Source organism: Bacteroides sp. OM05-12 (genome assembly GCF_003438995.1).
Classification (GTDB): Bacteria; Bacteroidota; Bacteroidia; order Bacteroidales; family Bacteroidaceae; genus Bacteroides.
Genome location: NZ_QSUN01000003.1, coordinates 165,507 through 182,639, shown reverse-complemented (window position 1 = coordinate 182,639; position 17,133 = coordinate 165,507). Strand labels below are relative to the sequence as shown.

General features: G+C 38.5%; 16 protein-coding genes. 9 read left to right on the top strand and 7 right to left on the bottom strand.

Translation table 11 applies throughout. The annotated features are described in order from the left end of the window. Positions 1-142: 142 nt before the first annotated feature. Genes DXB63_RS04025 through secG form a run of 4 tightly spaced genes read left to right on the top strand, consistent with a single transcriptional unit; the run spans position 143 to position 3,054 of the window. The gene (locus DXB63_RS04025) at positions 143-1,384 is read left to right on the top strand and encodes a sigma-54-dependent Fis family transcriptional regulator (RefSeq protein ID WP_122125251.1); all 1,242 of its coding nucleotides are present in this window, start codon (positions 143-145) and stop codon (positions 1,382-1,384) included. Beyond that, complete coding sequence (gene lptE / locus DXB63_RS04020; protein WP_122125110.1) at positions 1,371-1,895, top strand: LptE family protein; 525 nt, start codon at positions 1,371-1,373, stop codon at positions 1,893-1,895. The genes DXB63_RS04025 and lptE overlap by 14 nt, the downstream gene beginning before the upstream one ends. A gap of 3 nt (positions 1,896-1,898) precedes the next feature. Then, positions 1,899-2,654 carry a tetratricopeptide repeat protein gene (locus tag DXB63_RS04015; protein ID WP_122125109.1) on the top strand — a complete coding sequence of 252 codons (756 nt, stop codon included), beginning with the start codon at positions 1,899-1,901 and terminating at the stop codon, positions 2,652-2,654. A 4-nt stretch (positions 2,655-2,658) separates the two neighbouring features. Continuing rightward, the gene (gene secG / locus DXB63_RS04010; RefSeq protein ID WP_122125108.1) at positions 2,659-3,054 is read left to right on the top strand and encodes a preprotein translocase subunit SecG; all 396 of its coding nucleotides are present in this window, start codon (positions 2,659-2,661) and stop codon (positions 3,052-3,054) included. Positions 3,055-3,639: 585 nt separating this feature from the next. Here secG and DXB63_RS04005 read toward each other — a convergent pair. The 7 genes from DXB63_RS04005 to DXB63_RS03975 form a co-directional block, all read right to left on the bottom strand. Then, complete coding sequence (locus DXB63_RS04005) at positions 3,640-4,398, bottom strand: LytTR family DNA-binding domain-containing protein (protein WP_233522774.1); 759 nt, start codon at positions 4,396-4,398, stop codon at positions 3,640-3,642. Between the two features lie 32 nt (positions 4,399-4,430). Continuing rightward, entirely contained in the window at positions 4,431-5,162 is a 732-nt protein-coding gene (locus DXB63_RS04000; RefSeq protein WP_122125106.1) for a LiaI-LiaF-like domain-containing protein, read from the bottom strand. 319 nt (positions 5,163-5,481) lie between these two features. After that, a complete protein-coding gene (gene mnmE / locus DXB63_RS03995; protein WP_122125250.1) occupies positions 5,482-6,870 on the bottom strand; it encodes a tRNA uridine-5-carboxymethylaminomethyl(34) synthesis GTPase MnmE in 1,389 nt (462 codons plus the stop codon). A 157-nt stretch (positions 6,871-7,027) separates the two neighbouring features. Then, positions 7,028-7,900: a nucleoside phosphorylase gene (locus DXB63_RS03990; protein ID WP_122125105.1), complete on the bottom strand. Its 873-nt coding sequence runs from the start codon at positions 7,898-7,900 to the stop codon at positions 7,028-7,030. Positions 7,901-7,991: 91 nt separating this feature from the next. After that, complete coding sequence (floA, locus tag DXB63_RS03985; RefSeq protein WP_122125104.1) at positions 7,992-8,987, bottom strand: flotillin-like protein FloA; 996 nt, start codon at positions 8,985-8,987, stop codon at positions 7,992-7,994. A 25-nt stretch (positions 8,988-9,012) separates the two neighbouring features. Next, positions 9,013-9,477 (bottom strand): NfeD family protein, encoded by a 465-nt coding sequence (locus DXB63_RS03980; protein WP_122125103.1) that lies wholly within the window; start codon positions 9,475-9,477, stop codon positions 9,013-9,015. A 45-nt stretch (positions 9,478-9,522) separates the two neighbouring features. Further along, the gene (locus tag DXB63_RS03975) at positions 9,523-10,956 is read right to left on the bottom strand and encodes a tetratricopeptide repeat protein (protein ID WP_122125102.1); all 1,434 of its coding nucleotides are present in this window, start codon (positions 10,954-10,956) and stop codon (positions 9,523-9,525) included. 140 nt (positions 10,957-11,096) lie between these two features. On the opposite strand from DXB63_RS03975, the gene DXB63_RS03970 reads away from it, so the two are divergent. From DXB63_RS03970 to DXB63_RS03950, 5 genes are all read left to right on the top strand, one after another. Continuing rightward, the gene (locus DXB63_RS03970; protein WP_122125101.1) at positions 11,097-11,840 is read left to right on the top strand and encodes an ATP-binding protein; all 744 of its coding nucleotides are present in this window, start codon (positions 11,097-11,099) and stop codon (positions 11,838-11,840) included. Positions 11,841-11,869: 29 nt separating this feature from the next. Further along, positions 11,870-12,244 (top strand): DMT family protein, encoded by a 375-nt coding sequence (locus DXB63_RS03965; RefSeq protein WP_122125100.1) that lies wholly within the window; start codon positions 11,870-11,872, stop codon positions 12,242-12,244. A gap of 141 nt (positions 12,245-12,385) precedes the next feature. Continuing rightward, positions 12,386-12,652, top strand: coding sequence for a hypothetical protein (locus DXB63_RS03960; RefSeq protein WP_122125099.1), 267 nt, complete (start codon positions 12,386-12,388; stop codon positions 12,650-12,652). Positions 12,653-13,013: 361 nt separating this feature from the next. Then, positions 13,014-14,198, top strand: a complete 1,185-nt coding sequence (locus DXB63_RS03955) for a T9SS C-terminal target domain-containing protein (protein WP_122125098.1) — start codon at positions 13,014-13,016, stop codon at positions 14,196-14,198. Between the two features lie 4 nt (positions 14,199-14,202). Next, positions 14,203-17,133, top strand: a 2,931-nt coding sequence (locus DXB63_RS03950; RefSeq protein WP_199604160.1) for a DUF6443 domain-containing protein, incomplete at its 3' end; no start/stop codon positions are given.

Below are 17,133 nucleotides of genomic sequence, written 5' to 3'. Positions count from 1 at the left end.
TTTTCTATATATAAGGTAGAGGCGGGGTTTTGCTCCGCCTCTCGTTTTTTATATACATTACCTTAATAAACTTTATTTCTGACAAAATTGCTTGTTTGCTCGAAAGCTTTTTGTAATTTTGTCATATAAATCAAAGATGTATATGATTAAATCAGAGATTCAGCAAGTTAAGTTAAGGTTTGGGATTATTGGTAATGCCGAGGCTTTGAACCGTGCTATTGATATTGCTATCCAAGTGGCACCAACAGATTTATCTGTGTTGATAACTGGAGAAAGTGGAGTTGGAAAAGAAAGTTTCCCTCAGATTATACATCAATATAGCAGGAGAAAACATGGACAATATATTGCCGTGAATTGCGGTGCTATTCCCGAAGGTACGATAGATTCGGAATTGTTTGGTCATGAAAAGGGAGCTTTTACGGGAGCTGTAAGTGATCGTAAAGGGTATTTTGGTGAGGCTGATGGCGGTACTATCTTTTTGGATGAAGTTGGAGAGTTACCTTTATCTACACAGGCTCGTTTGTTGCGTGTGCTTGAAACCGGAGAGTTTATAAAAGTAGGTTCTTCTAAAGTGCAGAAGACTGATGTGCGGATTGTTGCTGCTACGAATGTGAACCTCACAGAAGCGATTGCCGACGGACGTTTTAGAGAAGATTTATATTACCGTCTTAATACTGTGCCGATTAAAGTACCGCCATTGCGTGAGCGTCCTGATGATACTGTACTTTTGTTTCGTAAATTTGCTTCGGACTTTGCAGAGAAATATCGTATGCCGGCCATTCAGTTGACGGAAGAAGCAAAGAAGATTCTGATGTCTTATCCGTGGCCGGGTAATGTCCGTCAGTTGAAAAATATAACGGAACAAATATCAATTATTGAAACGAATAGGGAGATAACTCCGGATATTCTTCGCAATTACTTGCCTGCTCAGCAGGAACAACGGTTACCTATGCTATTCGGAGGAAAACAGAGTAAAACGTTTGAAAGTGAACGGGAAATTCTTTATCAAGTTCTCTTTGATATGCGGCAGGATGTTACTGAATTGAAGAAGTTAGTTCATAATATCATGACGGAGCAAGCACAGAATCCAAGTGGTACGACCTCGGTTGCTTATTATCCGCCAACGGGTACGGGATTGGTGGCTGCACAACCGGCAGCTGTTCCCACTATAAATCTGTCGGCAACAAAGAGCAATGCTGACGAAGATGATATTCAGGATACGGAGGAATATGTGGAAGAATCATTGTCATTGGATGATTTAGAAAAAGAAATGATACGGAAAGCACTGGAGAAGCATCATGGTAAACGTAAGAATGCAGCGAAAGATCTGAATATTTCGGAGCGTACATTATATAGAAAGATAAAAGAATATGGTTTGGATTAAGAATATATATAGATCTTTAGCGTTGATAGTTTTGCTTGTGTTGGTGAACTCTTGTTCTATTTCCTATAAATTTAACGGAGCATCTATTAATTACGATAAGGTAAAAACAATAACTATTGAAACATTCCCGATAAGATCTGCATATGTGTATCCTCCTTTGGCTACGGTCTTCAATGATGACCTGCAAACGATTTACATGACACAGACCCGTCTACAGCTGGTTCCTCGTAATGGAGATTTAAATATATCGGGAGAAATCGTCGGGTATGAGGTCTTAAATCAGGCGGTGAAAGCAGATGGGTATGCTTCTGAGGCACAGTTGAAACTGACAGTAAATGTTCGTTTTGTCAATAACACAAATCATGCGGAAGATTTTGAACGTCAGTTCTCTACGTTCAGAAATTATGATTCTTCAAAGTATCAGCTTCCTGCTGTACAAGATGATTTGATAAGTGAGATGGTAGATGAGATTGTTGATCAGATATTTAATGCAACAGTGGCTAACTGGTAAGAAATGACTGCCGTGAATTTACAGGAATTGATAACTGACCCCGGTAAACTGAATAGGGATACTCTTTACGAGCTACGTAATATTCTGGCTCGTTACCCTTATTTCCAGACTGCCCGTTTGCTTTATCTTAAGAATCTATATATACTCCATGATATAACTTTCGGCAGTGAATTGCGGAAAGCGGCATTGTATGTGGCCGATAGAAGGGTGTTGTTTTATCTTATTGAAGGAGATAAATTCGTCCTTGAATCTAAACAAGTTGCTGATGACTTGCTTTTAGAAGAAGAGCCTACCCTTGATAGAACATTGGCATTGATTGATGCTTTCCTTTCCACAATACCGGAAGAAACCATGCCTGCTCCCAACCTTGATTTATCGATGGACTATACTTCTTACCTGCTTCGGGATGATGAACTCGAAGTGCCGGTTATGGATGAAGCGCCAAAGTTGAAGGGACAGGATTTAATTGATGATTTTATAGAGAAAGCCGAGAGTGAGACGTCTATGCGGCTGAAGGTTTTGCCGGAAGATTCGGTTGGTGAAGAAACTACATCTGCAGAGTCTGTTTTAGAAGAAGACGAAGAAGATGAAAGCTGTTTTACGGAAACTTTGGCTAAAATTTACGTTAAACAACAAAGATATTCCAAAGCTCTTGAAATAATTAAAAAATTAAGTTTGAAATATCCGAAAAAAAATGCTTACTTTGCAGACCAAATTAGATTTTTGGAAAAATTGATTATTAACACTAAATCAAAATAACAAAATGTATTTATTATTAGTTATCTTAATGGTTATTGCAGCAGTGCTGATGTGCTTCATTGTTTTGATTCAGAATTCAAAAGGCGGAGGTCTTGCTTCTGGTTTTTCTTCTTCGAATCAAATTATGGGCGTTCGTAAAACAACCGATGTTCTCGAAAAAACAACTTGGGGATTGGCTGCGTTTATGGTAATCATAAGTATTGCTTCTGCGTATGTTGTTCCAACTGCATCGAAAGATGATGGCTCGGTTATTGAAAAGCAGGCTGTAAAAGAAGAAAAAACCAATCCGCTGAATGCTCCGGCTGGTTTTGCTACTCCTAAGACAGATGCTGCAACTCCGGATGCTGCTCCGGCGCAAGACGCTCCTGCTGCAGAAACTCCGGCTACTCCGGCAGAATAAGGAAGGATTCAGAATATAAGAATATTAGAGTTGTCATCTCATAATTTGCGAGATGATAGCTCTTTTTGTGTCTTATATTGACCTTAGGTGATTTCTGGAAGATAGATTTAGTGGTAGCAGATATTCATTATTCAACATACGGTCGATTGCTTGCAAACGATAGGAGTTTGTAATCAATCGACCGTATGTTTGTTTGTAATGGACCGTACCATTGTAAATCACCTAAGGGATATTGCTTTTTGCTCAAGGGAGTGATGGCTAACGCTCAAAGGAGTGTTGGCTTATAGCTACTGGAGTGTAGATCAACGCTCCCTTAGGCGTTTTTAGATTGTCTATATTACAATTTTAGCAGTTATTCAACTTTTACTTTGCTTGCCTTCACTTATCACTATTTGTCTCTTTGTTCTTGATTGCCAATTAATTATAGTGAAAGTGCTTTTTAGTGGGAATGAAATCATGATTTAGTGCATAATATTTTGTTGACTGATTTTAGCGGTATGTATAATTAAAAATTCAGCCGGCTATATATAACATCTGATGTTTATATTAGCCGGCTAAGTTCTTTTATATATTTATGAATCTTAGTTATAAGGAAAGTTGCTCTTTCAGTAATTTATACCCTGTGTTACTAGCCCGTAGTGTTGCTCCGTTTTTTAATAATACGTGGTAGGTTTCCTTTCCGAAAAGTTCTACCTGTTGTATTTGTTCAAGATTGACTATAAAAGAACGATGAATCCTTAAAAACTTATCAGCAGGCAGATTGGATTCTAAATACTTCATGGTTTCTTCCTTTAAATATTCCCCATTGGATGTAAATAGTGTGACGTAATCTCCACAGGCTTGGATATAGATCAGATCCTTTAGGTGTATAATGTGAATATGTGATCCGTCTTTTACAGCGATACGGTCAGTGATCCCGCTTGTCTGTATAGTTTGGATATTTTCATTGATTATTCTTTCTTTTTTCCACTCCGTTAGTCTTTGGAGATGATACCATTGTGAGATGATAATCCAGCACAGCAAGCCGCAAGTGAGGCGTATAGGGAGTGTGGGTAAAAAGATAGAAGGCGTACCGGTTACAGTCTGTTCTCCCAAATATTGACCAATGAAAGTACCGGTGAGCCATACAATCATGACTATTATAGTCAATATTATTTCTGCATAAAGTGAATTAATGAAGCCGACGGCATACCATAGTAGATAGCTTAGGATGGCAAATATTCCGGTGGAAATAATGCTATCAATCAGAGCGGCTACAGGAGGGATTGGTGTATAAAGGAGTAATAATCCCCAATAGACTAAAATGGCGGAAATCATTATTGCAGATATAATTACTATCCGCAAATAGGATTTTGTAAATGGATGCTCAGAGTTCATTAGCTTTTAATTTCAATACCTCCAAAAGAGACATTCCCACGAATGATCAATGTGTGTTCTAAATCAATATTGAGACTTGGAATACGAGAATCCTCACATCCGCCAAGAAAAGGATTAACTTCCATGCGGACGTTCCAGCTGGATGGGATATATATTTCTATTCCACCGAAATTGCAATTTAACTCAATATAAGTTTCTTTTTCAATCAGAGTTGTTCTCCTGAGATCAAGAACTGTTCCTCCAAAATTGTTTTTGATTGTTGCACCTTTGAATGTTTCATCCATCACAATTTGCTGAACACTACCGAATACACTTTCTGAATTTATATATCCATCTTTGCTGGTATAATTATTGTTGGACGATGAGCAATGGTGATGTTTCCATTCCTTATGCCTTTTATTTCTTGGTATAAAGATAAATGCAATTCCTCCTCCGATGAGGAAATATGGCCAAAAGACTGCATTAGGTCCTATCCAAGTGAAATAAGGCATTAAGAAATAGAGTCCGACTGCAATAAATATGAGTCCACTTGTGAAGTTGCGGTGAAGTAAAGTGTAAAATCCTAATAAAATAGGTATCATAGGCCAGGAAATCAATGCAGAATATAAATCTTCATTAATATAATTCCCATTTCTTGCCATCATCAGCAACCCTAATAAGATAAGTATTGAACCGAAATAAAGTTTGAAAGAAAGGAATCTTCTTCTTTGACTTGGTTGATTTGTTTCCATTGTTTATTTATTTTTTTGTTATGCTGCAAAAGTACTTTACTTTGTGTACAATGAAAAGTTAAATTCGTTGGTTTTCTGACTAAAATCGGTAAATACCGAATAAAAGTCGATGAACTCAGTTCTTATTTTAGGTTATGCGCGTACAATTTTGCGGTAACTTTATTAGTATTGTTGGTGTAAGAATAAATGTTTTGTTTATTCTTACTGTAATTATGATGTAAAAACAAGATAAATAATCAGATCGAATCGTTTTTCAATCTAAGTGGGATAATGGGTTTACAATGTTTTATATATGTTTGTTGTTGGCTGTAATTATAGGTTACTTGCCCACGCAGAAATTTTTAAAGATATTCCCAAGCACTTGGTCATTAGTTACTTCTCCAACAATATCACTTAGATGAAAGATACATTCCCTTAAATCCTGACTGATAAAATCACCGGATAGATTGGTTTGTAATCCGTTTTGTACTCTGTGAATGGAGTCTAAAGCATGGGTGAGTGCTTCATAATGACGTATGTTGGTTACGATGACATCGTTTTGACTGATTTGAGGAAGAGAGGCTGTTTTTGTTAGGTGATTTTCTAGTTCTGAGATATTATCTCTGTTCTTAGCAGATATGAAGATATATTCTATATTTAATTGCTTCGCTAATCTAGTTAGTTCACTTTTGAGATTTTCATGAATATATTCTGCTTTATTAAATAATAGAGTGAGCTTTTTATTTTTACATAAAGGCAGAATTTTAGGTGAAAGCATTTCTATCTGCATACGTGCATCGGTAGAATCTACCATCCAAAGGATAATATCTGCCTGTTCTATTTTTTTAAAAGTCCGTTCTATACCTAATGTTTCTATTGTATCGTGGGTTTCACGGATACCGGCCGTATCAATGAATCGGAAAGTGATTCCATTGATACTTACCGTATCTTCTATTACATCACGAGTCGTGCCATGAATGTCGCTAACTATAGCTTTTTCTTCGTTAAGTAAGACATTTAGTAAGGTGGACTTTCCGGCATTTGTCTCACCGATGATAGCGACCGGAATTCCATTCTTTATGGCATTTCCAACATTGAAAGAGTTGGCCAAACGTGATATGACGTGTTCTATCTGATCGGCTAGGTTACGTAAATCTTCGCGATTGGCGAATTGTACATCTTCCTCGCTGAAGTCTAATTCCAACTCTATCATAGATGTGAAATTTAGCAGTTGGGTACGGAGATCACTTAATTCTTTACTGAAACCACCACGCATTTGATTCATAGCCAAACGGTGGGTTGCGGCAGAAGAAGATGCTATCAAGTCGGCTACGGCTTCTGCTTGGCTTAAATCCATTTTCCCATTGAGAAAAGCACGTTGGGTGTATTCTCCCGGTAAAGCAGTACGACAACCTTGTTGTATAAGTAACTGCATGACTTGTTGCAAAATGTAGGATGAACCATGACACATAATTTCGGTAGAGTCCTCTCCTGTATATGAATGAGGAGCACGAAAAACACTTACCAAAACTTCGTCAATAATCTCATTGTCATTCTTGATATGTCCGAAAGAAATGGTGTATGCCGGTTGTTCTGTCAGCTTTTTATTTTTATGAGTGGGAGTGAATATTTTATCGGTAATTTCTATGGCTTTTGTACCGGAGACTCTTATGGTACCGATTGCCCCGCCTTGTGCAGTTGCGATAGCGCATATTGTATCTTGATTAATCATTGTATCTTCTGTTATTTGTTGCAAAGATACATTTTTTCTAGAAATAAAAATGTCCTGACGATTCATTTGATTGTCAGGACATTATTAAATATATGAGGATGAGTTTCTTATTTAGTTATTAAACTTGTTCCTTTTAATAACGTTTTATAGACTTTTATATTCTGTCAAGTACTCGTTGGATTAGACTGTCTATCGAATTTTTATAGTTGGCATTTGCTTCTTTAGCTAATCGGTTTGCAATGACCATACAGACAGTCATAGCTTTGTGTCCCATTAGTCGGGCTAATCCTGCCAATGCAGAACTTTCCATTTCGAAGTTTGTAATTCGATAACCCTTATATTCGAATTTTTCTATCTTTTCGTTTTGCTTCGGATCTGCAAGAGGGATGCGAAGTTCACGACCTTGCGGCCCGAAGAATCCGCCACATGCAATAGTGACTCCATTTACCATATCGCCTTGATTGATACGGGAAATCAGTTCAGCACTCGCATCGATTACATAAGGCGCACAGAGTAGGGGAGACCAGTTCATGTATTCGACGAATGCCTTCTCGAATCCTAAATCACACACTTCATTTCGTCCGGCATAAAAGTTGAGCAGTCCGTCAAATCCGATCGATTTTTGTGAACAGATATAAGTCCCTACCGGAGTATATGGTTGCAAGCCTCCGCAAGTACCGATGCGCACTAGTTCTAATTGGCGGAATTTTTCTTTTTCGTAGCGGGTTTGGAAGTCGATATTTGCCAAAGCATCCAATTCGTTCATTACAATGTCAATATTGTCACAGCCGATTCCAGTCGAAACAACAGTTATTCTTTTGCCTTTATAGGTACCAGTAATTGTTTTAAATTCACGGCTTTCTACTTCACATTCTTTATTTTCAAAGTGGGACGCTACGAGGGACACACGTCCCGGATCACCTACTAAGATGATTTTATCGGCCAACTGCTCCGGTTTTACGTGCAGATGAAATACTGATCCATCCGGATTGATTATTAATTCTGATTCTGCAAAGTACTTCATGATATTTTATCTTTTTAGGTTAAACGATAGAAATAAAAACATTGTCATTGTTACTTTAAAGTATAACAATGACAACATCTGTTTAGTTCTTCTTTTATTCACTTAAAGGCTTATCCGGAGTATAACCGTCCGGTTTAGCTATATTCTCACGCATGCTTGTATCAGCCTGGATGTTTTTCATTCTGTAGTAGTCCATTATTCCCAAGTTTCCACTACGAAAAGCTTCTGCCATCGCTTTGGGAACTTCAGCTTCTGCCTGAATAACGTTTGCACGGGCTTCTTCTGCTTTAGCTTTCATCTCCTGTTCAAGGGCAACAGCCATTGCCCGGCGTTCTTCCGCTTTTGCTTGAGCAATGTTCTTATCAGCTTGAGCTTGGTCCATTTGCAAAAAAGCACCGATATTCTTGCCTATATCAATGTCGGCGATATCGATAGATAAGATTTCAAAGGCTGTTCCTGCATCCAAACCTTTGCGAAGAACAAGCTTCGAAATAGAATCCGGATTTTCAAGTACTGACTTATGATTCTCTGATGAACCGATGGATGAAACGATACCTTCGCCTACGCGCGCCAAAATAGTGTCTTCACCGGCTCCGCCAACTAATTGTTTTATATTGGCACGAACAGTAACACGAGCCTTTGCAATTAACTGAATACCGTCTTTGGCTACAGCTGTAACCGGTGGAGTGTCAATCACTTTCGGATTTACAGACATTTGAACGGCTTCAAATACATCACGTCCGGCCAAGTCTATTGCGGTTGCCATCTGAAAAGTCAACTCTATATTTGCTTTAGATGCGGAAACAAGTGCGTGTACTACTTTCTCTACATGTCCTCCTGCAAGATAATGTGCTTCCAATTCATCTCTGGTGATTGTATTTAGCCCGGCTTTATGCGCTTCTATCATTGCCGGTACTATAATATAAGGTGGAACATTACGGATTCGCATTAAGAAAAGCTGAATTAACGAAATATTCACTCCGGCAACTTTGGCGGACAGCCATAAGAAGAATGGGACATAATGAAAGAAGATCGCGATTAAAATAATACCACCGGCTATCAGCAGGATGGTTGTGTACATAGGGTCCATATTAAATTATGTTTGATAAGTATTATTATTGTCTTTTTATTATGATAACTCCCTCGTCAATGCGCTCCACTACGATTGGAGTCTTTTCATTGAGTAAGCCGTCCATGGATTTGACTTCTATGATGTTACCATTGATTTCCGCATTGCCGATAAGTGCCAGGCGGGTAATGCTTATGCCCGTATCACCCACTTTGACTTCTCTTGCAGCTTTGTTTTCTACTTTAGAATTAATATTTTTCTTGAGTGCTAATTTATCGAGTGTTTTAGATCGCATAAACCATATCAAAACAACGATGCAACCGATGCTTGAAACAGCTAATGTGATGAAGCCTGCTGTGCTACCTATATTGGCAAAAGCATAATAGTTGGCATACAGCAAACAGATAGCAGCAGATATTCCGGCGATACTGATGCCCGGAATTATGAATATCTCTACCATAAATAAGAGAATACCGGCAATGATAAGTAATGCTATAATCAGTATATCCATAGAATTATGTTTTTGCCAAATATAAACATTAATCTTCAATATTTATTATTTAGTCAGATATTTCTTTTCCGTATTGCGAACATTTATTTCTAATTGTTGCATCTCCGCTTCCATTTGCTCTACACGTTTTTCAAGATCAAGAATGCCCGGAGCCATTGAGGCACGCGCTGATTTATTGGCTTTAATATATTCCTCTCTTTGTTTTTCAAGTTTTTGGGATATTTTGTTGAAGTCGTCTTTTTTTTGTTGCCATTGTTTAAATAACGTTTTGGCTGCCGCAGATTTGAAATCATTCTCTGAATGGTAAAGAGTATTATCGTCAATGACGAATTCAAAATCATGTACGATTTTCTTCTCCGGTTTATCATACATGGCTATCGTAAGCCGTTGTTTTGCAGATTTTACGGCGGCCATATCTTTCCATGTACTTTTTATGGATTGTATCATTGCCGCTCTGCGAATCATCTCTTTGTCTTCGCCTTCATAATTATATGTTTGTTTGGATTCGTTAGGTATAAATACATAAATGCAGACTTTATCTTCGGGTTGATAGCGATCGGAAGCAAACCATCCCAAATTATTGTATTCGTCGATAACATACATATAATCATTGAAAGGCGAGTTAAAAGGCATACCTACATTGTCCGGCATTAAATAGTTATCATTGTTAGTGTTGTAACGGGTTACGAAAATATCATATCCTCCTATGGAACCTTCTCCGTCACTTGCATAATAGAGTGTTATACCGTCTGAGAGTACATACGGATAGTTCTCATTAGCAGGAGTATTGATAACATCAGGCAATGCATTTGCTTTTCCCCAATCATTTAACTGTTTGTTTCTTTGGTAAATGTTTAAATCCTTTTCCCCATTGCGATCACTGTAAAATAGTTTGTTCTGCAATTCTGTTTGATAAACAGTACCCGGTTGGTTGCCTTGTGATTTGAAATAATCGTTATAAGTGAATATCTCTCCAGACTCCGGACTTATCTTGTAAGCTGCCAGAAAATCATCTTTGTTTACCACGAAGCTATCTATAATTGTCACTTGCTCCACACCTTTCAACATTCGTCCGGCGAGCTTCACTTTTTCCAGTATCTTTTCATATGCTTCGGTAGACTTTTTGGATTTTTCAAGCATAGCAATATATTGCTCATAGTTTTCCTGAGATTCCTCGAAGCGGTATTCGTCAAAATATAGTTGCCCCAGGTATCGAAAAGCTTCTTGTACTTTTCTTTTTGCTCCGAATAATAAATACTTTTCCGAGAGACTCTGCTCACCTGTCTCGTAACAGCATGCTCCGTACCAATAGTTATAACTTGCATTGTTGGGATTGCTTTTTACGTATCGCTGGAATACAGGTTTTGCTTTCTCAAATTGTTTGTTTTTGAAAAGCTCTTTGGCTTGCTCCAATGTCTGGGCTGAAATTGTTGTAGCACAAAGGCATAAGATAAAAAACAGGATATAGTTTCTTTTCATTATTTTCACTTGATTAAAATAGAGACGTAAAAATACAAAGTTTTCGTTAATTACGTATATCCGATAAATTCTATTATGTTAATTCTTCTTTAAATCATTCTTTTCACTTACTTTTGTGTCCGATTTTGAAAGTAGGTAGTATGGCGAAATTTACAGAGGAAGAAAAGGTTATCCGTAAGATACAGGAGCGTTTTAATAAAGGAGTTGTGAAATATCGTCTGATTGAAGATGGTGATAAAATATTAATCGGGCTTTCCGGTGGAAAAGATTCTCTTGCTCTATTGGAACTTTTAGCACGCCGTTCACGTATATTGAAACCACGTTTTTCTGTTGTTGCAGTTCATGTGGGGATGACCAATATTCCTTATAAATCTGATTTAGGATATCTAAAGGAGTATGCCGAATCTTTTGGCATTCCTTTTATTCACTATGAAACTTCTTTTGACCCTTCTACCGATACTCGTAAGTCACCTTGCTTTCTCTGTTCATGGAATCGTAGGAAAGCGCTTTTTACAGTGGCAAAAGAGCAGGGGTGTAATAAAATAGCATTAGGACATCATATGGATGATATTTTGGAAACTTTATTGATGAACATTACTTTTCAGGGAGTTTTTAGCTCAATGCCCCCTAAGCTGATGATGAAGAAGTTCGATATGACGATTATTCGTCCGATGTGCTTGGTGCATGAGGCGGATTTGAAGTTAATGGCAGAAATTCGTAGTTTCCGTAAGCAAGTGAAAAACTGTCCGTATGAATCTCAATCCAACCGTTCGGATATGAAGCAGGTGTTAAAGTCTTTGGAGGCATTGAATCCGGAAGCACGTTACAGCTTATGGGGTAGTATGACAAATGTTCAGGAAGAGCTTTTGCCGGAGAAAATATAATTGATTTGTCTATAATTTAATAAGATAGTATGTGGACACAGGGTATTTATTCAATAGGATTGCTTTTTGTTTCAAATATTTTTATGACTTTCGCATGGTATGGTCATTTGAAAATGCGTGAAGAGTTCTCATGGTTTCAGGCGTTACCCCTTATAGGGGTAATTGCTTTTTCCTGGGGATTGGCTCTTTTTGAATATTGTTTTCAAGTACCGGCAAATCGTATCGGCTTCCGTGATAACGGTGGTCCGTTTGATATTATGCAACTTAAAGTAATACAGGAAGTGATTACTTTGATTGTTTTCACTATATTCTCTGTGCTTGCTTTTAAGATGGAGATAAAGTGGAATCATATCGCTGCTTTTATGTGTTTGGTCTTAGCCGTCTATTTTGTATTTAAGAAATAGGAGTGAGGTTGATTCGTTTAGTCCTCTACTTTATTAAAAAAGTGAAGAATCCGCAACGTGTTGGGATTCTTCACTTTTTTGAAGATTAGAATGGATAATGATTATATCTATTCTTAATCGTTATTAAAAAGACTTCTTCTCTTGGAACGCCCGGCATTATCTGTTGACTCCTCCGTTATTGATATTGTAATTGAACCATCTGTTCCGGCCATAATGGCGTTTGTTGCTTCTAACTCTATTATTTCAGTTTCCGGTTTAATATTATTGATACAAGGTGAACTTGACCTCAATGAGAAGTCTCCATGTTCCCAATCTGTAAAGATAGGATCGTTGGCAGCATCGTTATTTGAACTGATTTTAATATTTCCTTCGCTGGTAATATTGTCACCGTCTATGGCAGAATTGTAGCACTACCGGATAATGCATTTTTCCATACGATAGAATTTATCATTGAACCACTCCATATCGTTGCACCTCCATTAGCTCCGGGATTATTGGCGATAACACAGTTTATAATCCATTTTGTTTTAGCTTTCTTTTTTGTTGGCGTTTTGATTGCTTTTGCCTTGTCTAATGATGTGGCTCCGGAAAATTATTGTCTGTTGATATGATGTTCAACATACGGTCGATTGTCTTCAATCATCCTTATGTTTTTTCAATCAACCCGATGATTCTAAAAAACATCAAGGTTCATCAAATAATATCTTTAAAATTTGTTATTACTAAAATATTTTGTCATATTTGTTGCATTATATTAAGTTGTTATACTATGAAAGTTTACTGTGCCTATTTGTTATTATTGTTACTGGTTTTATCAATAAATGTTTATCCTCAATCATTATTGAGTAAGAAATGCAACGAATTCCGTTCTGGTGATTGCCTTGTCAAGCAACAGGTCGAATATAAAGCTCCGGGTGATTCCGGTGAGAATGTACTTTGGGATTTTAGCCGTTTGGAACCGGTAAATGACCATTATGAGTTGAAATATTACAGTTACGACGATTCAGTGATGATCGGCCGTGAACAACGTACGCTTTATAAGTATATCCAACAGGGTGATTCTTTATTGAGTTGCGGCTTTGAGAACAAGACTACCCTGATAGCTAATTGTAAACCGGAACTTCTTCTTGTTTACCCCGCTGTATACGGTAGCCGGTATGAAGACTACTTTCATGGCAACGGTGATTATTGCGGACAAATGTTCCTTACTTCGAGGGGCAAATCTTCCGTAGAAACGGACGGTTATGGCTCAATGATCCTCCCCGAAGGTGATACATTGCGGCATGTGCTTCGTATCCACCATGTGAAAAATATGTCCGAACGTCTTTGTCCTTATCCATTAATTGAAAAGGGTGATACTGTCTATTCGCCCGATAGCATTGATTACCATTTGGCAACGGATTCGTTCCGTACACGAATAGACACCTATCGCTGGTATGCGGACGGTTACCGTTATCCTGTATTTGAAACCATCCGGCGCACGGTCTTTCTCCATCAGAAACCGAATGTGCTGGGCAGTACGGCTTTTTGTTATACTCCGGTGGAACAATATTACAGTTTGGAGGATGATCCTGAGAATTCACAGAGAAGAGACAGTCTGAATAATGATGAAAGTACCGGGAGGGGGAGGAACTCTGCTAAAAGACGAAATGGGAGTCCGGAATCCGATAATGATACATCTACCCTGGATAATAATAATATCTTTAATTATACGATACTGCCCGATACGGAAGGCAATACGGTTTCGTTATCTTATGATCTTCGGGAAGATGCGGAAGTTTCTGTCCAACTGTTTGACGTTCAGGGCAGATGTCTGACCCGTACTCCTTTGAGACTGGAACAAAGAGGCAACTACACACAACAAATATCTCTTGACGGTTATTCTCAGAAAGAATATATCTTGCGTATTGTCGTGAATGGTCATATATCAGGTGAGAAACTAATAAAACGATAAAGCTATGGATAAGATAATATTATGCCGGAGACTGTTGTCTTTATCATTCATATTGCTACTATTGCCTGTAATGCCGCAGGCACAAGACAAAGTCTATATTTCTGAAATAATGTATGATTCTCCACTCAATGAGCAGATAGCCACAGGGGTTGCTTATAGTAACGGGGAGTATGTGGGGCTTTTTAATGGCGGTCTCGCCGGTGTTGACTTGTCGGGCTGGGTGCTACAGGGTGGCGGTAAAACAGAAGTTTTCAATATCCCTTCCGGTACACGTATCGATCCTGGAGAGTCTCTACTTGTTGCCTATCAATATAACAACAGTAACTTTATGCTTGCGGATCTTTACGACTTTAATTCGTCAACTGTTGATTGGCAGATTTTGTATCAACGCAAGATTATCCTGAGTAATTCAGGAGAGTCGGTTGTGCTGAAAGACAGGAACGGGATGACCAAAGACAGTATTTTTTATGACGGTACTTCCAATAAGAGCAAGCCTGATCGTCTGAGTGCTGAGAATGCCGACGGTATTCCCGGTTCTCAATGCCGTTCTCTTCAACGGATAAACGTGAGATGGGATACGAATGGTAATTGTGTAACGGAGAATTCGGATTGGACTACCGGAGTGGTAACACTCTCCCGCTCCCATCCCAGCCATGTAATGCCGGATGGTTTGTCTTCGGACCAGAACTATATTCTGAGTCGTATGATGCTGAATGAGGAAGGAACCAAGTACATGGATAATATCCAATATTATGATGGTTTGGGGCGTCCCAGTCAGAATGTGCAGGTAGGAATAACTCCCGATGGGGAAGATTTGGTGACTTTGCAGGAGTATGACAGCTTCGGACGTGAGACCAGACAATGGATTCCCACACCAGTTTCCGGACGGGGCGGATATGTCTCGGACTTTACAAGTCAGGCAACAAGTAAACATAGCGACAGTAACCCTTATAATGAAACCGTTTATGAGAATTCTCCCTTGAATCGGGTGATACGTCAGACAGGTCCGGGCAACCTTTGGCATTCGGCCGGTAAAGGGGTTAAAACCCGCTATTTGGCAAATTCCGGTTCCGGTAATTTGAAAGTGAATTATTATTATGTAAATACTTCCGGTAATCTCACCAGAAGTGGAGCTTATGCCGATGGTCAGTTATATTGTACGGAGATTACCGATGAGGACGGTAATCTGAGCTATACTTTTACCGATAAGTTGGGGCAAATGATTCTAACCCGCCAGATGAATAACGGGGAAATGCACGATACCTATTATGTGTACGACGACTTTGGTAATCGTTGTTTTGTTCTTCCTCCGATGATTAATGATAATATCAGTACGGATAATCTGAATAAATACGCTTATCAGTATAAATATGATGAGCGTAACCGTTGCATTGAAACAAAACTTCCTGGCTGTGAGCCTGTTTATCAGGTTTATGACCGATCGGACAGATTAGTGCTGAGCCAGGATGGGAATCAACGGAAAAGAAATGTCTGGCTGGTAAATAAATACGATATATTGGGACGTTTGCTTTATGTCTCGGAAGTGGAGGAAGCCGGTGATGTCGCTTCCATTCGTAAATCTTTCTCCGGTTGGCTTGTAACGGAGTCTTTCTCAACGACTCCTCACCAGTATCCTCAGGAAGATACCGGGTATTCCAAAGGTTTTTACCATCAGGCTCCCACCACTCTTTTGACGGTTTATTACTATGATGATTATCAATTCCTGGAATTGATGCCTGAAAAGGAAATCTATTTGATGTATGATCCTCATTGGGATAAAGAGGGTAAGAAATGGGATAATGCAAAAGGACTGCTGACGGGCAAACGCACGTACGCATTGGACGGTTCGGGAAATTATACGGCAATGGCTTATTATTATGACGCTCATGGTAATATTATTCAGGAACTCTCTACCAATCATTTGGATGGTGGCGATAATCATTATTACACTTATACCTTTACGGGCAAAGTATTGAAAGACGTACATGAGCATTCAAAGGATCAGACTTCTTTTCTTGATATTTGTACCAATACTTATGACCATGCGGAACGTTTGACCTCTACTACTTATAACGTATTTGCCAAAACAATAACTACGAATTACAGTTATGATAATTTAGGCCGGATGAAACAAAAGAATATAAATAACATTGAAACAATACAGTATAAGTATAATATCAGAAATTGGTTGACGGATATTATCAGTCCGAATTTTACCGAGAAAATGTATTATGCCAATATCGGAAGATGCTACAACGGCAATATAAGCCGGATAGATTGGAAGGTAGGTAATGAAGATATAACGAGAAATTACTTATTTAAATATGACGGTCTTAACCGTTTGACTTTTGCTGATTATGCTTATTGTACCTCTTCGCTGTGTGCTAATGCAAATTCATTTGATGTAAAAGTTGAATCTTATGACAAGCAAGGAAATATTCTGCAACTGAGCCGTTATGGGCGTATAACTCCCCAGCAAGCCCAACGGATACAGTCCCGTATCGTAAATGACGATGAGACGCCTCCGGCCGATCCTTATGGCATCATTGACAATCTGAATTACACATATAACGGTAATCAATTGAAAAGTGTTTCTGATGTGTCGGATAATGATCCTGTTTATAAGGATGTGATGCATTTTGTAGACGGAGCAGATACGGATGTGGAGTATACGTATGATGCGAATGGAAATATGACTTCGGACAGGAATAAAAAGATTGAAAGTATAGCTTATAACAATTTGAACTTACCGGTTTTAGTGAGTATGGAGAGGAAGAGTACGATTTTTAATCCGGGCATTGCATTATTTCCTTACACACAAAATCATATTCGATATGATTACGATGCTGAAGGTAAGAAATTACGTGTTTCTTACGGTCACTCTGAAGGAAGTATGCAGAGAAGCGGAGGAGTAAATATGAGTATTGTTTATAGT

Bases quoted from the DNA above. Each gene is read 5' to 3' on its own strand.
- DXB63_RS03975 (WP_122125102.1), bottom strand. From the start codon at position 10,956: ATGAAAAGAAACTATATCCTGTTTTTTATCTTATGCCTTTGTGCTACA.
- DXB63_RS04025 (WP_122125251.1), top strand. From the start codon at position 143: ATGATTAAATCAGAGATTCAGCAAGTTAAGTTAAGGTTTGGGATTATT.
- DXB63_RS04015 (WP_122125109.1), top strand. From the start codon at position 1,899: ATGACTGCCGTGAATTTACAGGAATTGATAACTGACCCCGGTAAACTG.
- DXB63_RS03965 (WP_122125100.1), top strand. From the start codon at position 11,870: ATGTGGACACAGGGTATTTATTCAATAGGATTGCTTTTTGTTTCAAAT.
- DXB63_RS03980 (WP_122125103.1), bottom strand. From the start codon at position 9,477: ATGGATATACTGATTATAGCATTACTTATCATTGCCGGTATTCTCTTA.
- floA (WP_122125104.1), bottom strand. From the start codon at position 8,987: ATGGACCCTATGTACACAACCATCCTGCTGATAGCCGGTGGTATTATT.
- lptE (WP_122125110.1), top strand. From the start codon at position 1,371: ATGGTTTGGATTAAGAATATATATAGATCTTTAGCGTTGATAGTTTTG.
- DXB63_RS04000 (WP_122125106.1), bottom strand. From the start codon at position 5,162: ATGGAAACAAATCAACCAAGTCAAAGAAGAAGATTCCTTTCTTTCAAA.
- secG (WP_122125108.1), top strand. From the start codon at position 2,659: ATGTATTTATTATTAGTTATCTTAATGGTTATTGCAGCAGTGCTGATG.
- DXB63_RS03970 (WP_122125101.1), top strand. From the start codon at position 11,097: ATGGCGAAATTTACAGAGGAAGAAAAGGTTATCCGTAAGATACAGGAG.
- DXB63_RS03955 (WP_122125098.1), top strand. From the start codon at position 13,014: ATGAAAGTTTACTGTGCCTATTTGTTATTATTGTTACTGGTTTTATCA.